Annotated in this window: 15 protein-coding genes; 13 read left to right on the top strand and 2 right to left on the bottom strand. The window is 25.0% G+C overall.

Annotated features, from left to right (window positions below):
* The first annotated feature begins 143 nt into the window (after positions 1–143).
* Positions 144–1,184 (top strand): NADH:flavin oxidoreductase/NADH oxidase, encoded by a 1,041-nt coding sequence (locus MYPE_RS04625; RefSeq protein WP_011077719.1) that lies wholly within the window; start codon positions 144–146, stop codon positions 1,182–1,184.
* A 466-nt stretch (positions 1,185–1,650) separates the two neighbouring features.
* Here the strand turns inward: MYPE_RS04625 and MYPE_RS04620 are convergent, their stop codons facing one another.
* Positions 1,651–2,112 (bottom strand): low molecular weight protein-tyrosine-phosphatase, encoded by a 462-nt coding sequence (locus tag MYPE_RS04620; protein WP_011077718.1) that lies wholly within the window; start codon positions 2,110–2,112, stop codon positions 1,651–1,653.
* Between the two features lie 408 nt (positions 2,113–2,520).
* Between MYPE_RS04620 and dnaJ the strand changes: the two genes are divergently transcribed.
* The 11 genes from dnaJ to MYPE_RS04565 all read left to right on the top strand — a co-directional run bounded on the left by dnaJ (position 2,521) and on the right by MYPE_RS04565 (position 15,427).
* Positions 2,521–3,687 (top strand): molecular chaperone DnaJ, encoded by a 1,167-nt coding sequence (gene dnaJ, locus MYPE_RS04615; RefSeq protein WP_011077717.1) that lies wholly within the window; start codon positions 2,521–2,523, stop codon positions 3,685–3,687.
* Between the two features lie 3 nt (positions 3,688–3,690).
* Positions 3,691–4,398: a nucleotide exchange factor GrpE gene (locus MYPE_RS04610; protein ID WP_011077716.1), complete on the top strand. Its 708-nt coding sequence runs from the start codon at positions 3,691–3,693 to the stop codon at positions 4,396–4,398.
* Between the two features lie 160 nt (positions 4,399–4,558).
* Positions 4,559–5,911, top strand: a complete 1,353-nt coding sequence (locus MYPE_RS04605) for a leucyl aminopeptidase (protein WP_011077715.1) — start codon at positions 4,559–4,561, stop codon at positions 5,909–5,911.
* Positions 5,912–5,936: 25 nt separating this feature from the next.
* A complete protein-coding gene (locus MYPE_RS04600; RefSeq protein ID WP_011077714.1) occupies positions 5,937–6,239 on the top strand; it encodes a hypothetical protein in 303 nt (100 codons plus the stop codon).
* A gap of 105 nt (positions 6,240–6,344) precedes the next feature.
* The gene (locus tag MYPE_RS04595) at positions 6,345–7,304 is read left to right on the top strand and encodes a glycosyltransferase family 2 protein (protein ID WP_011077713.1); all 960 of its coding nucleotides are present in this window, start codon (positions 6,345–6,347) and stop codon (positions 7,302–7,304) included.
* A gap of 13 nt (positions 7,305–7,317) precedes the next feature.
* Positions 7,318–8,115, top strand: coding sequence for an RDD family protein (locus MYPE_RS04590; RefSeq protein ID WP_011077712.1), 798 nt, complete (start codon positions 7,318–7,320; stop codon positions 8,113–8,115).
* A 2-nt stretch (positions 8,116–8,117) separates the two neighbouring features.
* Positions 8,118–10,334: an ATP-dependent helicase gene (locus tag MYPE_RS04585; protein WP_011077711.1), complete on the top strand. Its 2,217-nt coding sequence runs from the start codon at positions 8,118–8,120 to the stop codon at positions 10,332–10,334.
* Positions 10,335–10,432: 98 nt separating this feature from the next.
* Entirely contained in the window at positions 10,433–11,248 is an 816-nt protein-coding gene (locus MYPE_RS04580; RefSeq protein WP_011077710.1) for a TIGR00282 family metallophosphoesterase, read from the top strand.
* A gap of 67 nt (positions 11,249–11,315) precedes the next feature.
* The gene (uvrB, locus tag MYPE_RS04575; RefSeq protein ID WP_011077709.1) at positions 11,316–13,304 is read left to right on the top strand and encodes an excinuclease ABC subunit UvrB; all 1,989 of its coding nucleotides are present in this window, start codon (positions 11,316–11,318) and stop codon (positions 13,302–13,304) included.
* Positions 13,305–13,376: 72 nt separating this feature from the next.
* Positions 13,377–14,039 carry a SprT family zinc-dependent metalloprotease gene (locus MYPE_RS04570; protein WP_044891311.1) on the top strand — a complete coding sequence of 221 codons (663 nt, stop codon included), beginning with the start codon at positions 13,377–13,379 and terminating at the stop codon, positions 14,037–14,039.
* A 119-nt stretch (positions 14,040–14,158) separates the two neighbouring features.
* Positions 14,159–15,427, top strand: a complete 1,269-nt coding sequence (locus tag MYPE_RS04565; RefSeq protein WP_011077707.1) for a YitT family protein — start codon at positions 14,159–14,161, stop codon at positions 15,425–15,427.
* Between the two features lie 134 nt (positions 15,428–15,561).
* Here MYPE_RS04565 and MYPE_RS04560 read toward each other — a convergent pair whose 3' ends face one another.
* On the bottom strand, positions 15,562–16,497 hold the full coding sequence (locus MYPE_RS04560; RefSeq protein WP_044891310.1) for a phosphatidylglycerol lysyltransferase domain-containing protein: 936 nt from the start codon (positions 16,495–16,497) through the stop codon (positions 15,562–15,564).
* Positions 16,498–16,897: 400 nt separating this feature from the next.
* Here MYPE_RS04560 and rpmG point away from each other — a divergent pair, with 400 nt between their 5' ends.
* On the top strand, positions 16,898–17,074 hold the full coding sequence (gene rpmG, locus MYPE_RS05605) for a 50S ribosomal protein L33 (RefSeq protein ID WP_324293361.1): 177 nt from the start codon (positions 16,898–16,900) through the stop codon (positions 17,072–17,074).

Raw genomic sequence — 17,074 nt, 5'->3', positions numbered from 1 at the left:
CAAATAAATTGGCTTTTTATATAAGCATTCATAAAATTGAAATTTATTTATAAAAGATGTTTTGTTAAGCGTATAAATAATAAGTGTCTCTTATTGGTTCAAGACAATAAGAGTTTAATGTAAAAAGATTTTGGGAGTTCAACATGAAAAAGAATTTATTTGATAGTTTTAAAATAGGAAATGTTGAAATAAAAAATAGAATAGTGATGCCTCCTATGTGTATGCATACAGCAAAAAATGGAGAAGTAAATGATTTTCATATCCTTCACTATGGTTCAAGAAGCATTGGTGGAGTTGGTTTAATAATAGTAGAAGCCACATCTGTTCAACAACATTACGGAAACATAACTGATCAAGATTTAGGTATTTGAGATGATTCATTTATTTTTGGTTTATCTAAAATTGCTACTGCTATACATAAATTTGGAGCAAAAGCAGCAATCCAATTAGGACATGCAGGAAGAAAATGTGAATCAAAATATGTAGATAAAATATATGGACCAAGTCCTATAAAGTTTGAAAGTAAATATGTAAATTATCTAACCCCTACTGAAATGACAATAAAAGAAATTCAAGAAGTAAAACAGCATTTTATAGATGCTGCTATAAGAGCTAAAAAAGCAGGGTTTGATATGGTAGAAATTCATGCAGCTCATGGATATTTGCTTTCTTCTTTTCTAACTCCAATTTCAAATCAAAGAGATGATGTTTATGGACAAAATAAAGCATTATTATTAGAAGAAATATTAACTGGAATAAAGAAAGCAAATGGGTCAGATTATCCTATAATAGTAAGAATTTCTGCATATGATTGACACCCTAATGGTAACAAACCACAAGATTTTATAGAAATGCTTAATCCTTTAATTAAACAAAGTCTAATTGATGCAATTGATGTTAGTACTGGTGGAACTACTGAAGATGCCAAGATAACAGCATATGATTGTTATCAAATACCTTTTTGTTTGGAAATAAAACAAAATGTTAATGTTCCTTGTATTGGTGGAGGGTTAATTGTTGATGCTAAATCTGCTAACAAAATAGTTGAGAATGAAGCAGCAGATGCTGTGTATATTGGTAGACAATTATTAAGAAATCCTTACTGACCAATACAAGCAAGTGAAGACTTAAATATTGATATAAAATTTCCTAAACAATATGAAAGAGCAAAATTAGTAAAGTAAAAAAGGTTTATAATAAACCTTTTTTCTTTTTATAAATATGAATACATTTTGGACAACTAAGATTTAAATATTTTTTTATTATCAAAATTATTTTAAAAGTTGAAGTTAATTCCAGCATAAACAAGTGAGCACTCACATATATTATTTTTAAAATTAATTATTTGATAAATATAAATTTAATGCTTTTCCTATATTGTGATACTACTGCTAACATGATATTTGCATAAGTCTGTTAATGAAATTGTTTGATGGCATACTGTTATCAGCACCAAATAACTATAATCATAAAAAAGTTATAGTTATTTAATTTGTCTATCCAATTAGTTGATTTGTTTAATTTAATAAACATTTAAAAATGAATAGTAGTAATAAAGGTTCTAAAAACAATAATTAAGAAATTTATCATATTTATTGAATAATTATTTTCAAGTTAAATGAAGTTTTAAATTTATTATTGATTAATTTTTTAATTATTTTTTTCTAATTTAGCTAACAAGTTGTTAATTGACTCACTTAATATTTTATAAGTTTCCTCAAAATTGTTTGTATACCATGGATCTGGAACTTCATTATATTTAGATTTGTTTTCTACTAAATATTCTGTTATCTTTTTAATTTTGCTTTTATTGTGAAATTCGCCTAGAACATTTGAGTAATTGCTATTATCCATTACTATAATTAAGTCATTATCATCAAACATTTTTTTAGTTAACTTTTTACTAACAAATCCTTCATGTTCAATATTATTTTCTTCTAGTTTTTTAGCTGTACCTCTATGCATGGGTTGACCCTCATTTCAATCAGAAGTACCAGCACTACTTATTTTTAAGTGTAAATTCTTATATTTTGTTTTTAATAAGTGTTTACAAATAAATTCTGCCATTGGGCTTCTACAAATATTACCCAAACAAACAAATATTACTTTCATACCTTTAACCCTCTTTTCACCCTTATTTTATGTAATTAAAATTAAGATATCTGTTGTTATTTCTACATTTCTTGTAATTTATATAGATAAAAGAAAGGTAATAATATGACAAAAAATATTTTTATAATTTGTTCTGATACTAGTTTTGGCAAATCATTGGATATAAGTAGATAGATATAGTAGATAGAATTGAAAGTCCCATCTATATTAGTCAATAAAGAACTCAATTATAATTAGTGTTTAAACTTAAACAAACTACATTAACAAGCATTTAATAAATTTAATCTAAATAATTTTGGTAGTTATACCAAGATTATTTTTTTTATTTTTTATCTTTATAATGGGTTTATTTTCATTAGCACTCATTAATTAAATGTGATAATATTTAATCTATTGAGGTATTAAATAATGTCATCTAAAAGAGATTACTATGAAGTATTGGGTGTCAGTAAAGATGCAACTGATGATCAGATAAAATCTGCCTTTAGAAAAAAAGCAATGCAATATCACCCTGATAGAAATAAAGAACCAGATGCTGAAGAAAAATTTAAAGAAGTAAATCAAGCATATGAGGTTTTATCAGATCCTGATAAAAGAGCTAATTATGATAGATTTGGTCATGAAGGTGTAGATGGACAATTTGGTGGTGGAGCTGGATTTGATCCATTTGATATCTTTAATCAATTCTTTGGTGGAGGAAGAGGTGGTGGAGCCCACTTCGAACAAAGCTTTGGAGGTTCTGGATTTGAAGACATCTTTTCAAATTTCTTTGGTGGTGGTAGAAGAGGTGCATCTTCTCAACAAAGAGAAGCTAATTTAGTTGTTTCAATAGTTTTAACTTTTGTTGAATCTGTAGTTGGTGTTAAAAAGACAATTGAATACAAGATAGAAAAAGATTGTGAATCTTGTCATGGTAGTGGTGCTGACAACAGTGAAGGTTCTATTTCTACATGTAGTAACTGTAATGGTTCTGGTGTTGAAATTACTCAAAAAAGAACAATTATGGGAATTATTCAATCTCAAAACATCTGTAGTAGATGTAACGGAGAAGGTAAAGAAATCCATAAGAAATGTAATTCTTGTAAAGGAAGAAAAGTTCATGAAGAAAGAGTTGAAATAGATGTTGAAATTCCAGGTGGTGTTTCAAATGATGAACATTTGAAAGTTAGTGGAAAAGGATCAGTGGTTGGTGGAAAAACTGGTGACTTATACATTAATATTCAAATCAAACCTAGTAAGATATTTTCTAGAAAAGGGAATGACATTTATGTGATTTTAAAGGTTGATCCAATTCTAGCAATAGTAGGTGGTGAAGCTAATATCCCAACTCCTTTTGGAATCAAATCAATAAAAATGAAACCGGGAACTAGAAATGGTGAGATTATTACTGTTCCTTCTCACGGTGTTAAATCAACAAAAAGATTTGGTAGCAATGGTGATTTATTTGCAGTTGTAGAATATACATCAGCTAAAAGATTTAGTAGTGCAGAATTAAAATCCTTATCTAAGTTTGCACAAGAAACAAATGATGAAATTGAGAAATATTTAAAAGAAGCTAGAAAGGAAATTAATTAGGGTATGGAAAATAAAAATCAAAAACATAATAATGAATTTCACGAAAAAAACCAACAGTCTCAAAAAGATAACAATAATGTAAAAAAAGAAAATTTACATGAAGATCAATCTGATTTAAATGATGCTAATTTTGATGATGGTGGTAAAAAAAATAAATTAAAAAATGATATCAAAAAATTAAACCATTTAGTTGATTCATTAAAAAATGAAAATAATAATAAACAAGCAAAGATTGAATCACTAGAAAGACAAATAAATTTATTAAACGAAAACTTTAAATCTGAAGTTATTAAAAAAGCTAGTGAAGCACAAACAAAGCTAGATGAAAAAATAAAAGAATTCCAAGCTAAATATGAAACAGAATTAAAGCATGCAAAAAAATATGCTCTTAAAAGCTCAGCTATTGAATTAATTGATATTGTTTCTAACTTTGAATTAGCAGTTAACTCAAAAGTTACAAATCCTGAAATTGCTAATTATTTAAAAGGTTTTCAAATGTTTGCAAATATGTTTAAGAACTATTTTCAACAAAATGGAATTACTGAAATTCCTGTAAATTTAAATGATGATTTTAATGCTGAAGTAATGCAAGCTTTTGAAACTCAAAAAGCTCCAAATACACAACCTAACAAAGTTATTAAAATAATTAAAAAAGGTTATAAATTGCATGACATTGTTTTAGTTCCAGCAACTGTAATAGTGTCTGAATAATAAGTAAAAAAATAACAATCAATAAAAAACACAAGTTATAAAAATTTTGTTAAATTCAATATTTTTTAATTTGTAAATGAATAATTAATTATTTTAGATATTTATATATAAAATAATGATAATGAATTCATATATTAATAAATGAAATAAAGGATAAAATATGGAAAATTTAGATAGAAAACAAATTACTTTTAAAGCTTTAGATATCAGAAGTGAATTAAATACTGATAGCAAAAAAGCATATGAAACTTTTGAAAAAGAAAATATTGTATATTTCTTAGTTGATAAAAACAAAAAAGATTTACCAAGAATTGATGACTATGTTAAAAGAGCTACAGAAAATTTCAAAAGAGATATTGATGTAGATTTAACAAGTTTCATTGAAGTTTTTGGATTGAGTGATGAATCTGAAATTGAAGATCTATTAACAGTTTTAGTGATTGCTTTTAGATTTAATCAAAAAATTCCTTTCACTATGAAACAAAAAGTTGAATCAGGATATAAATTAAAATATACAGTTAATGAAAAATACAAACAAGTAATTACAAATGCTATTGTTATAAGTGATGCTCAATACTTCTGTAGAAACTTACAAGATAGACCAAGTAGTCAAATTTACCCAGAATCATTTGTAGAAGAAGTTAAAAAATTATTTGCAGATGTACAAGATAAAGTTTCAATTTCTGTTTTAAATAAAGAAGATTTAAAAAGAGAAAAAATGAATCTTTTATTAGGTGTGAATGCTGGAAGTATTAGAGAACCTAGATTGATTTGTGTTGAATATTTAAATAACCCAAGTTCTAATGAAAAGTTTGCTTATGTAGGTAAAGGTATTACATATGACTCAGGTGGTATGAATATTAAAACTATGACTTACATGAGATGAATGAAATTTGACATGTCAGGTGCAGCTGCAGTAATGGCAACTGTATATGCATTAGCTAAAAACAATATTAGAACAAATGTTGTTGGAATTGGTGCTATGACTGAAAACTTACCTGGTGCAACAGCAATTAGACCAGATGACATTATTGTTTCACACTCAGGAAAAACAGTTGAAATTGATAACACTGATGCTGAAGGTAGATTAGTATTAGCTGATGGATTATCTTATGCAGTTAAAAAATATAATGCTACAAAATTAGTTGATATTGCAACATTAACTGGTGCAATGGTATTCTCATTAGGAGATGTTTACTCTGGTGTTTGAGCAACTAATGATAATGACTGAAAAGTATTTGAAAAAACAGCTGATAAATCTGGTGAATATGTATGAAGATTACCATTACATGAAGATTACAGAAAATCTCTAGATTCTAGAATTGCTGATATTGCAAACTGTAATAGTAATGACAGAAGAGCAGGAAGTTCTAGTGCTGCATGTTTCTTAGTTGAATTCACTCATGGTGTTGATTACATTCACTTAGATGTCGCTTTAACTACAGATGTTAAAAACATGGGTCAAGGTACAATGATTAAGACCTTATACAACTTTGCAAAAACTCAAATATAATTACATAAAGTAGAATATCTTAAATATGAAACAAGTTGATAGAAAAAATAACAATGATGATAAGAAGAAAAAATCATCTTTCTTTGATTTTCTAACTCACAAAATTGATGATGATCAATTTGGGAAACAAGAAGTTAGCAAAGAGAAGAGAAGAAACCAAATAATAATATTATGTATAACTGTTGTTATATTTATTATTTGTGTTGTTGCTGTTGGTGTATTAATATGACTAACTAAAAATAAATTAACTTCTTCTACTCAGCAAATTGATATTGTATTTGATATTACTTCTAGTAATGTTTCAAAATTTGTTTCTAATCTTACTTAATTTCTAAAATTATTTAAATTTAAATAGCAATTGAAAAATTGCTATTTTTTAATTTTTGAGTTTATCTTTAATTTATAATATTAACTGTATAATTAGGTCTAAAATATGAAAATTACATTTATTTATCATTTATATAATAATTCTGTTAATTTAGAGAAATCTATTAAATCACTGTTAGAGCAAACTAGCAATAATTTTGAAGTGATATTTATAGATGACTTTGCTTCTGATGAATGTAAAAACATTTTAAATAAATTTGACTTATCAGATAAGAAATTCAAAATTGTTAGATTGTTTGAAAACTATGGGAGATCTTTTTCATATAATTTAGGTTTAGAAAAAGCAAGTGGTGAATATGTTTATTTTGCTGAACATAGTAACTTATTTAGTCCTGATTTTGTTGAAGAAATTATCAATATTACAAAAACAAAAAAATATGACTTCATTAGTTTCAAAACAAATGTAAGTAATTTAAATGATGACATTTCAAATGATGTTGAATTGTTGAATGAAAGTAAAAATTCAGATATTTCTTCTTGAATTGTAAATTGCTCAATCACAATAAGAAATAAAGTTTTCAGAAAGAAATTTTTAGAAAAAAATAAAATCTTATTTATTAACTACAAAAATTTATATCCACTATATTTATTTGATGTTTTATTAAATTATGAAATGGCTTATTTTGCTTCTAAAAAATTAATTGATTTCCATAGAAGTGAAAATGGTGTTAGATACACTTATAATCTTTATGACATTTTAGAAGCTGCTTTTATTTTGTCATTTAAAATTAGTGAATCACAGTTAGAAAATAATATTAAAAATTGTTTTCAAGTTTGACTACCAAAATTGTGTATTGAAGATTTTTTAATTAAAATGTTTGATTCATATTCAAATGAAAAAATCTTATCAATTGCAATTACTAAAGCTTGAGAAACTCTAGAAAAAATTGATGTTTCATATAAAAAAAATAAATCGTTAAATTTATTAATTAATACTCATTTAAAAGACTATATAAAAGGATTTAAACCAACATATAGTTTTGTGAAGAAAAATTTAATTAGTTAATGGGGGATAAGTAGTGGATTATAATTTAGATAAAAATCAAAAGAAAAAATATAATTTAGCAAGTGCACTATCTAGAACATTAACTAGATTTTTAGATTTGATTTTAGTTTTTTTAATTCTAGTAGCTATATTCTTTGCTATTTTTTCAAATTATTTAAATTATAATTTTTCATCTACTAATAATCCTGATTTATGATATTCAATAGATTCATGAAGAATCTTTTTATTTACTTTTTTTGTTTTTGTTATTTTTTTATCTTATTTTGTTTTTGTGCCTTTTGTTGCACAAGGATATACTTTATTTTCCAAAATTTTTAAAATTAGAATTTATAGCACTTCTTTAAAATTAATAAATGAAAATAGAAAAATATTTAAAAACATTCACTTCTTATTTTTGGTTCAATTACTAGTTAGAGAATTACTAACTACTATATTAATTTCTTTTGCAATTCTAATTCTAGGAATAGTTGCTTTATTTGATAAAAAGGATGTAATTGATTTTTTATTAAATCAAACTAGATCTGATACATTAAATGGTTCAACAAATAATGTGGTTGCAATAGTCTTTCAAGCATTTTTTACATGTATTGGATTATTAAATATTGTTTTAATAGTTAATGTTGCATGTACAAGTAGAAAAAGATCTTTTACTGATCATATTAGCAGTACTGTTGTTGTGAAAATGGTTGAAACTTATTCAGATGAAAAAAATAATAATTTAAATTATAAAAACAAAAAACAACCAGTAATTAAATACAATTTACCTGGTGAAATTAATCCAGATGAAATTTTTGACAAGGAGACTAATTAAACATGCAAAAAACAATATATGATTCATTTAATGAAAAACAATATGAAGCAATAACTGCTCCAGATGATGTTCCTTTAATGGTGATTGCAGGAGCTGGTAGTGGTAAAACTGCAGTATTAACTTATCGTGCAGTATATTTATTAAATGAATTAAATTATGTGAGTGATAGAATTCTTGGATTTACTTTTACTAATAAAGCTGCAAATGAAATGAAAGACAGAATTACTAAAGTAATACCTAATCGTTCTTTTAAATATATTGGAACATTTCACTCAGTGTGTTTAAGAATCTTAAGAGAAGATATTAAAGAATTGAATATTGGGAAAATAAATAGCAACTTCACAATTATTGATGAAGATGACCAAAACTCAATTTTAAAAGAAATCTATAAATTAAATAATTTTGATAAACAAATTCTTAATTATAAAGTTTGTTTATCATGAATTTCTAAATTGAAATCTGACAATATCTATGATGCAAATGATGTATATGAGTGATTATCTTTTTTAGATAATACTTATGATGGTAAAGTTAAAAAAGATATTTTTGCAGCAGTTTATGAAGGTTATATAAATTTTTTAAGAGATGGGAATTTATTAGATTTTGATGACTTAATTAAATATGCTAGAAGAGTTTTAGAAATTGAAGAAATTAGAACTAAATGACAAAATAGATTTGACTATATATTAGTAGATGAGTTTCAAGATACAAACTATGATCAATACCAAATCATTAAATTGTTAAGTAAGAACTTTAAAAATATTTTTGCAGTTGGTGATCCTGATCAAATGATTTATTCATGAAGAGGTGCACAAGAAAATATTTTTGAAGTATTTAAAAAAGATTTTTCTGACTCTTTAACAATTGTTTTAGAAAAAAATTACCGTTCTACAAAAAATATTTTAAATATAGCTAATTCTCTAATTCAGAAAAACAAAAATAGAATTAAGAAAAATCTATATACTGATTCAAGCACTGAAAGTGAAATAATTTATTTTGAAGCAGATGATCAAAATTTAGAATCTAAATTTGTTTGTACAAGAATTAAAGATTTAGTTGACTCAAAAAAATATAACTACAAAGACATTGCCATTCTTTATAGGGCTAATTACTTATCTAGAAACATTGAAGAGTTTTTAAGTAATTACAGAATTCCTTATAGAATTTTTGGTGGTTTCAAATTCTACCAAAGAAAAGAAGTTAAAGATATTATTGCTTACATGAAGTTAATTGTTAATAGTGATGAAGTCAGTTTAACTAGAATTTATAACACTCCAAGAAGACAAATTAGTGAAGCAACATATTTTAAAATTAAAAATTATGCTGTATTAAATAATATTTCTACATTTGCAGCATTTAAATTTGTTGATGAAATTGAAGGAATCCAAACAAGAACTAAAAATGCAGTTAAAGCTTTTTATGATTCTATGATTGAGATTAGAGAAAAAAAATATGGATCAATTTCTGAAATGATTGATGATATTGTAGAAAAAACAAAATATTATGAAATGCTTAAAGAAGATGGTGAAGAGCATAGAACAGAAAACATTATTGAATTAAAAAATGCTTCTAAAAACTTTGAACAAAATAATCCTGGATCTAATATAAATTTCTACTTGCAAGAACTTGCTTTATTAACAAGTAATGATGAAGAAGAAAATCAAAAAAATAAACAAGACTCTGTTTCTTTAATGACAGTTCATGCTTCTAAGGGATTGGAATTTAAAATTGTTTTTATTATTCAGTTTAATGAAAACATTTTCCCTTCAATTAGATCATTAGAAGAAGGTAACTTAGATGAAGAAAGAAGAATAGCATATGTTGCTATTACAAGAGCTAAAGAAAATCTTTATATATCTTGTTGTAATGGAACTTCGTTTTTTGGGAATAGAGAAATGGAAAGAGAACCATCTAGATTTATTTCTGAAATTGGAGATGCATTAATTGAAAAAAGATTAATCACTAAAAATCAAACTAAGTTTAAAGCATCAACTCAATTTAATAATTCTAATAATGGTTCAAAAGTAGACCACTCTAAATTTCATGAATCTGAAAAAACATATTATGTTGGTGAGTTAATAATTCATGATAAATTTGGTGAAGGAATTGTTTTGAATGTAAGTGGTAACATCATTGATGTTTCATTTAAAAATCCTCAGTATGGTAAAAAATCTTTTTTAAAACAACATGTTTCAATTAGAAGTTTGAACCAAAAATAAAAATAAAAAATCTAATCAAAATAATATAAAGTGCTTGTATATAATATAGTTGTTAATAAAAACGATTTTTCATTTTTTTGTTAGAAAGATTTTTAATAATGATAAAAATTTTATTTATAGGTGATATATCAGGTGAAATGGGAAAAATAGCTGTTGAATCTGAATTACCAAAATTAAAAAAAGAGCTAAACATAGATTATGTTATTGCTAATGCTGAAAACACTACAAAGGGTAGAGGTTTAAACTGGACAGATTATAGGAAGTTATCTTCTTGTGGGATTGATTTTTTTACAATGGGAAATCATACCTGACATAAAAGAGATATCTATGATATTTTAAAAACTAAAAATAATATTATTAGACCTGCAAATCTAAAATCTGTTTTTGAAGAGTCAAAAGTTGGTTTTGGTACAAAAGTTGTAACCATTAAAAACAAAACTTTTAGAATAACTAATTTACTTGGAATCTCTGTATCTATAAGAGATATGCAAACCAATCCTTTTATAGAATTACAAAATATTATTGATAATAGTAAGAGAACAGATTTTCATATTGTGGATTTCCATTGTGAAACTACAAGTGAAAAAAATGCTTTCTTCATTAACTTCCAAGGCGCTGTTAGTGCAATATTGGGAACACATACTCATGTTCAAACTAATGATGCAAAAATCATTAATAATACTGCATATATTACAGATGTTGGAATGACAGGTGCAAGCAATGGTGTAATTGGTGCAAAACCAGATTCTATTATCTATATGTTTAAAGGTTATTCTGACCGTTTTAAATTAGAAGAACAAATTGGTCCATATCAATTTTGTGGTGTAATCTTAAGTTTTAATGAACATACTAACAAAGTAGTGCAAATTAAAAAAGTTTATTTAATACAAGATTATAAAAAAATAAGCAAATAAGATTTAATATATAAAACCATAGATGTTTCTGTGGTTTTTTATTTAGTTTAAAATATAAAATTTAATTATGAATACAAATAAAAATACTGTTTTTGATCTTAAAAGTAAATTTAAACCAAGTGGAGATCAACCACAAGCGATTGAAAAAATTGTTAAGGGTTTTAAAGAGGATAAATTCAAATCTCAAGTATTAGTTGGTGCAACAGGTACTGGGAAAACTTTTACAATGGCAAACATTATCCAATCATTGAATTGTAAAACATTGGTATTGGCCCATAATAAAACTTTAGCTGCTCAATTATATTCTGAGTTTAAAGAAATGTTTCCAGATAACAAAGTAGAATACTTTGTATCTGCTTTTGATTTTTATCAACCAGAAGCCTTTCTTCCTAAAACTAATACTTATATTGAAAAGAACTCTCAATCTAACAATGATATAGAAATGTTAAACTTATCAGCCTTAAATTCATTAATTGAAAGAGATGATGTAATAGTAGTTGCTAGTGTTGCAGCAATTTATGCTTCTTCTCCACCAGATGATTTCTTTAAAAATAGAGTTGCATATAAAAAAAATCAAGTTATCCCAATAAAACAAGTTCAATATGAATTAGTTAATTTAAACTATCAAAGAAATGATGTGGATGTAACTCATGGTAGGTTTTCAGTTAAAGGAGATTTAATGGAAATTGGTCCAGGGTTTACAGATGAGTTTAATTATAGAATTTCATTTTTTGGTGATGAAATAGAAGAGATTGCAAAAATTGATCCTTTAACTAAACAAGTAATAACTAAGCTAGATGAAATAGTTTTACCAGGTGCTGAAGTTTATTTAGCTAATAGAGATACTTTAGAAGAATCTTTAAAAAGAATTAAAGATGAGTTAACAGAAACTCATAAGAATTTTTTAAAGCAAAATAAACTAATTGAAGCTCAAAGAATTTTAGAAAGAACAAACCATGACATTGAATCTTTTAAAGAATTTGGTTTTTGTCCTGGAATTGAAAATTATTCTAGACATCTAGAACTGAGAGCACAAGGTCAAACTCCTTATACAATTTTTGATTACTTTGATAAAGATTGATTATTAATAGTTGATGAATCTCATATGATGGTTCCTCAAATTAGAGGTATGTACAATACTGATAGAAGTAGAAAAGAAACATTAGTAGAATATGGATTTAGATTACCAAGTGCTTTAGATAATAGACCATTAAACTTTAATGAATTCTTATCTAAGACAGATAAAAAATTATATGTTTCAGCTACTCCAAATGAATGAGAGATTGAAGAGTCTCAACAAATCACTGAGCAAATTATTAGACCAACTGGATTAGTAGATCCGATTATAGAAATTAGACCAACACAAGATCAGATTTTAGATATTGAGCAAGAACTAAGAAAACAAATAGCTAATAAAGAAAGAACATTTATTACTGTTATGACAATTAGACTTGCAGAAGAGTTAACTGAATACTTAAGAAATAAGAATATCAAAGTAGCATATCTTCATAATGAATTAAAAACTATTGAAAGATTTAAAATTCTTAATAACTTAAGAAAAGGGATTTATGATGTTGTTATTGGTATTAATCTTTTAAGAGAAGGATTAGATGTTCCTGAAGTTTCAAAAGTATTAATTTTAGATGCAGATAAACCGGGTTTTTTTAGAAGTGATAAATCTTTAATTCAAATTATTGGAAGAGCTTCTAGAAATGTAAATGGTAAAGTAATCATGTATGCTGACACAATTACAGAAGCAATGGATAAAGCAATCAAAGAAACTGAAAGAAGAAGAAATATTCAAATTGAGTTTAATAAAAAACATAACATCACTCCTAAAACAGTTATTAAACCAATTGCATTAGACTTAAGTAAAAATGATGCTGATATTAATATTGATGAATTAATTTCTAAAAATAAAAAATCTAAAGAGAAAATTGATAGAACAGTTAAAAAACTTAGAGAAGAAATGTTGGCTGCAGCAAAAAACCAAGAGTATGAAAGAGCTGCTTATATTAGAGATATTATTATGGAGTTAGAAGCAAATAAGAAATAATACTTAAAATATTATTTCTTTTTGTCTTATCTTATTTTATATATGCAAAAAAAATTTAGATGCAGTGTATCTGTGAATGATAAAGTTATTAATTACATATGAGTTTTATCTTCAAGAAAAATTAATACAATGTCTGCAAATGTTAACAGTAATTATGAAATAGTTGTAAGAACTCCAATTCATGTGCCTAAATCAAGTGTTGATGACTTTGTTATCAAATCTTATCCCAGTATGGTTAAAAGACTCATTTTAAAAGATAACAATGTTTACTTTAATTTGAGAAACAACTTTATTAGAATATTGGGTCATAAATATGATTTGATAGTTCAATTAGGGAATTCAAAATCAACTTATAAAATTTTAGAAAACAATATAGTTCTAAATTTGAAAAACATTGAAGATAAAGAAGTAGTTATAAAAAGATTACTAACTAAAAAAACTAAAGAAATTATTGTTGAGGCAGCGAGACATAAAGCTAACATATTAAATTTACAAGTTAATAAATTTGATGTTAGGGATATGAAAAGAGCTTGAGCATATACTAAGCATAATAAAAAAGAAATTTATTTTTCTTACAAGTTAGTAGTCTTTCAATTTCCAATTATTGATTATGTAATATGCCATGAATTAGCACATTTAATTTTTCCTAATCATTCAAAAGATTTTTGAATTTTGGTTTCAAAACTTTGTCCAAATTATAAAGAATATAAAAAAGTATTAAAATCATTTTTCTAAATTCTTGAATTAATAATTTTTTATATTTTGTAAAAAAATACATTTAAATTATTTATAGTTTATGTTGTTAATAAAAATGAAATATTTTATAATGTTTCTATTGTTATAAATCTTAGTCTATGAAATCTACAAGTAAAGTCAAAAAAAACATTTCTGAATCCTTTAGGTTTTTCAAGGGGAACAATAATACTTCTTTAGCAGATACAGAAAATAGCAATGCTGAATCTAGCACTGTTAAAACTAGTAAACAAACTAAATCTAACAAAACCCCAAAAAAAGAAAAACCCCTACCACCACCAACATATGTAATTCACCACTATAAATCTACAATTGGAATATTTTCTAAAATTTATGGAAGAAAAGATTTCAAATGAAGAGTAGGGATTGCTATTGTAGTTGGTTTAATGATGTCTTTCACTTCATTAGTTTTTATCCAAAACACAGGTGTTTATATTTCTGGAACTTCTGGGATTTTTCAGGGAATTGCTAGAGTTGCAAAAACTGCTATTGCTAAAGAAGGTGATGCAGCGTTAGCTGAAACCATGTATCAAATATTGTTTTATGTATTGTACTTGCTTACAAACATACCACTTATTGTTTTTTCATATAAGAAGATGGGAAAGAAATTTACTATTTTATCTGCTATAGTTGTAATTATTTCCAATGTGGTTCCATTGCTAATAAATTTAATCCCGGAGGTCAAAGGTGTATTTGTATTTGGTGATACAACACATGATACTAATAAAGATTTATATTTATTAGATTTCCAAGGTAATAATTTAGTAAAAGCTCCATCAATGTTTTTATATGCATTGTTTGCAGGTTTAGTTAATGGAGTTGCTTATGCAATGATTATTGCAGTAGGTGGTTCAACTGGTGGGCTAGATTTTATTAGTTTCTTTTTTGCATATAAAAAGAAAAAACCAATGGGTGCAATCCTATTATCATTCAATGCAGCTTCTGTATTTCTTTCTTCTTTTATAGGATCTTTTTTAGCTGGTGGAATTGCAGATCCAATTAATTGAAATTTCTATAACTTCTTATCTCAAAATTTTGTTGCAAGTGTAATTTATACAATTATTGTTACTATTGTAATTAATAACCTATTCCCTAAAGATAAGATAGTTAAGATTCAAATTTATGCTGAAGATATAATGGCAATTAGAAATTACTTATATTCTGTAAATTTTAATCACTCTTTAACAATCAACACAACTACTGGTGGGTACAGTTTACAAGAAAAGAAAAACATAGAAATTATTTGTCTTTTCATTGAAGTTCCAAAAATCATTAAAAGATTACAGGAATTAGATCAACAAATGATGATAACAGTTGCCCCTATAAAAGGGATAGATGGAAAATTATCTGTAGAAGAATCTTTAAATTAATATGTAAGATACTATTTTTAACAAATAGTATCTTTTTTTCATAAATAAAAATACTATATAAACCAATATTAAATATCTAAGTTTATATAGTATAAAAAGTTAATAACTTGAATTCAATTTTTACTTAATTTAAATTAAGCCAATATATTTTTAAAAGCTTTAAAGAAATACATTTTAATTACTTCACTTGGTTTATAACTTTGTTTTGATTGTGCTAAATTTTCACTATACATATCATCTTGTCTATCAACTAACTTTGTTTGAATATTATTGATTTCAAGATTTTTAGAAAGCAGATATTGATAAATGCCTTTTAATTCTTTATCTCCTTTTTCAATAAATATTTCATATTTATCATTATTAATAAATCCATATGTAAAACCTACAATTTTATTTTTATAAAACAAAGTAGATCCATAAGAAGAATTTGGATTAAATTCTAATATTTTTTTAAGAGCATCAATTTCATATTCTCTTGTTTCTTGGTTTTCTTTGTCAATTGAAACTTTAGAACAGAAATCTATTATTTCTTGTTTTAACTCTGGATTGAATTTTTCAATTCTTGATTCAGATTCATAATTTTTTTTATAAAAATTAATAAAGTTTCTTTTCTTCTGCATTTTCTTTCCAGCCATATATTTTAGTTGTTCAGTTGGGTAAAGATAAGCAGAATTAAATGTGTCTAATAATTCAATTTTTTTAAATATATTAAAATCATTTTGATTAAATGTTCCAAATTGAAGTTCACCACAATATTTACATTTTTTCAAATCTGATTCAATTAGAGATAAAGATTTTAAATAATATTCTTTAATTAATGTTTTTTCATACTTAGAAACGATAGGACTAATAACAGTAATATTAGAATTGCTATTTTGATCTTCTCAATTATTAAATAAATATAAATAGATGACTTTGTCTTCAACACGGAAATAAACTTTACTATCATAATATTTTCATGTGTATAAATTTAGTGCACTTAATGGAAAAGAAGAATCAATTCTATTGATCTCATTTTGTAAATAGTTAATATTTGAAAATGATAATTCTAATAATGCTTCATTGGTCATATATATCCTTTTGAAAGAAAGCAATATATATTCTATTCTTTTAATTAAATTTTTATTACATAATTTAGATTACAAGAAAAGATATTTAACACATACAAATATCAATTAGAGTTAAATAAAAAACATTTACTCTATTATTAATCACTTGATTAACACTACATAGTATTGTCAGTAGTTAATCAATTTAAAACTACATAGTATAACTAATAATTATCTAATCTAACACTACATAGTATTGTCAGTAGTTATAGTTTTGAATAATAAAAATATTTAGCAAAAGAAAGTAAAAAATGATATTTTTATGAATCTTTAAATTTGTAATTGGATATGAAATTAAGTATAAAAATTTTTAATATTATTTTAGTTAGTATATAATATCTACAAGTGAATAACCCATAAAATGGGTTTTTTTTATTCACACAGAAAAGTTATGGCAAAAACAGTAATAATGATATGCGAAGAATGTTTATCTAGAAACTACAAAACCAAAACTAACCCTTCTAGAAAAGAAAGGTTAGAATTAAACAAGTATTGTTCTAATTGCAAAAAGAAAACTCTTCACAAAGAGACGAGGTAG

The organism is Malacoplasma penetrans HF-2 (assembly GCF_000011225.1).
GTDB classification, from domain to species: Bacteria; Bacillota_I; Bacilli_A; order Mycoplasmatales; family Mycoplasmoidaceae; genus Malacoplasma; species Malacoplasma penetrans.
This window is presented reverse-complemented; position numbering and strand designations above follow the sequence as displayed.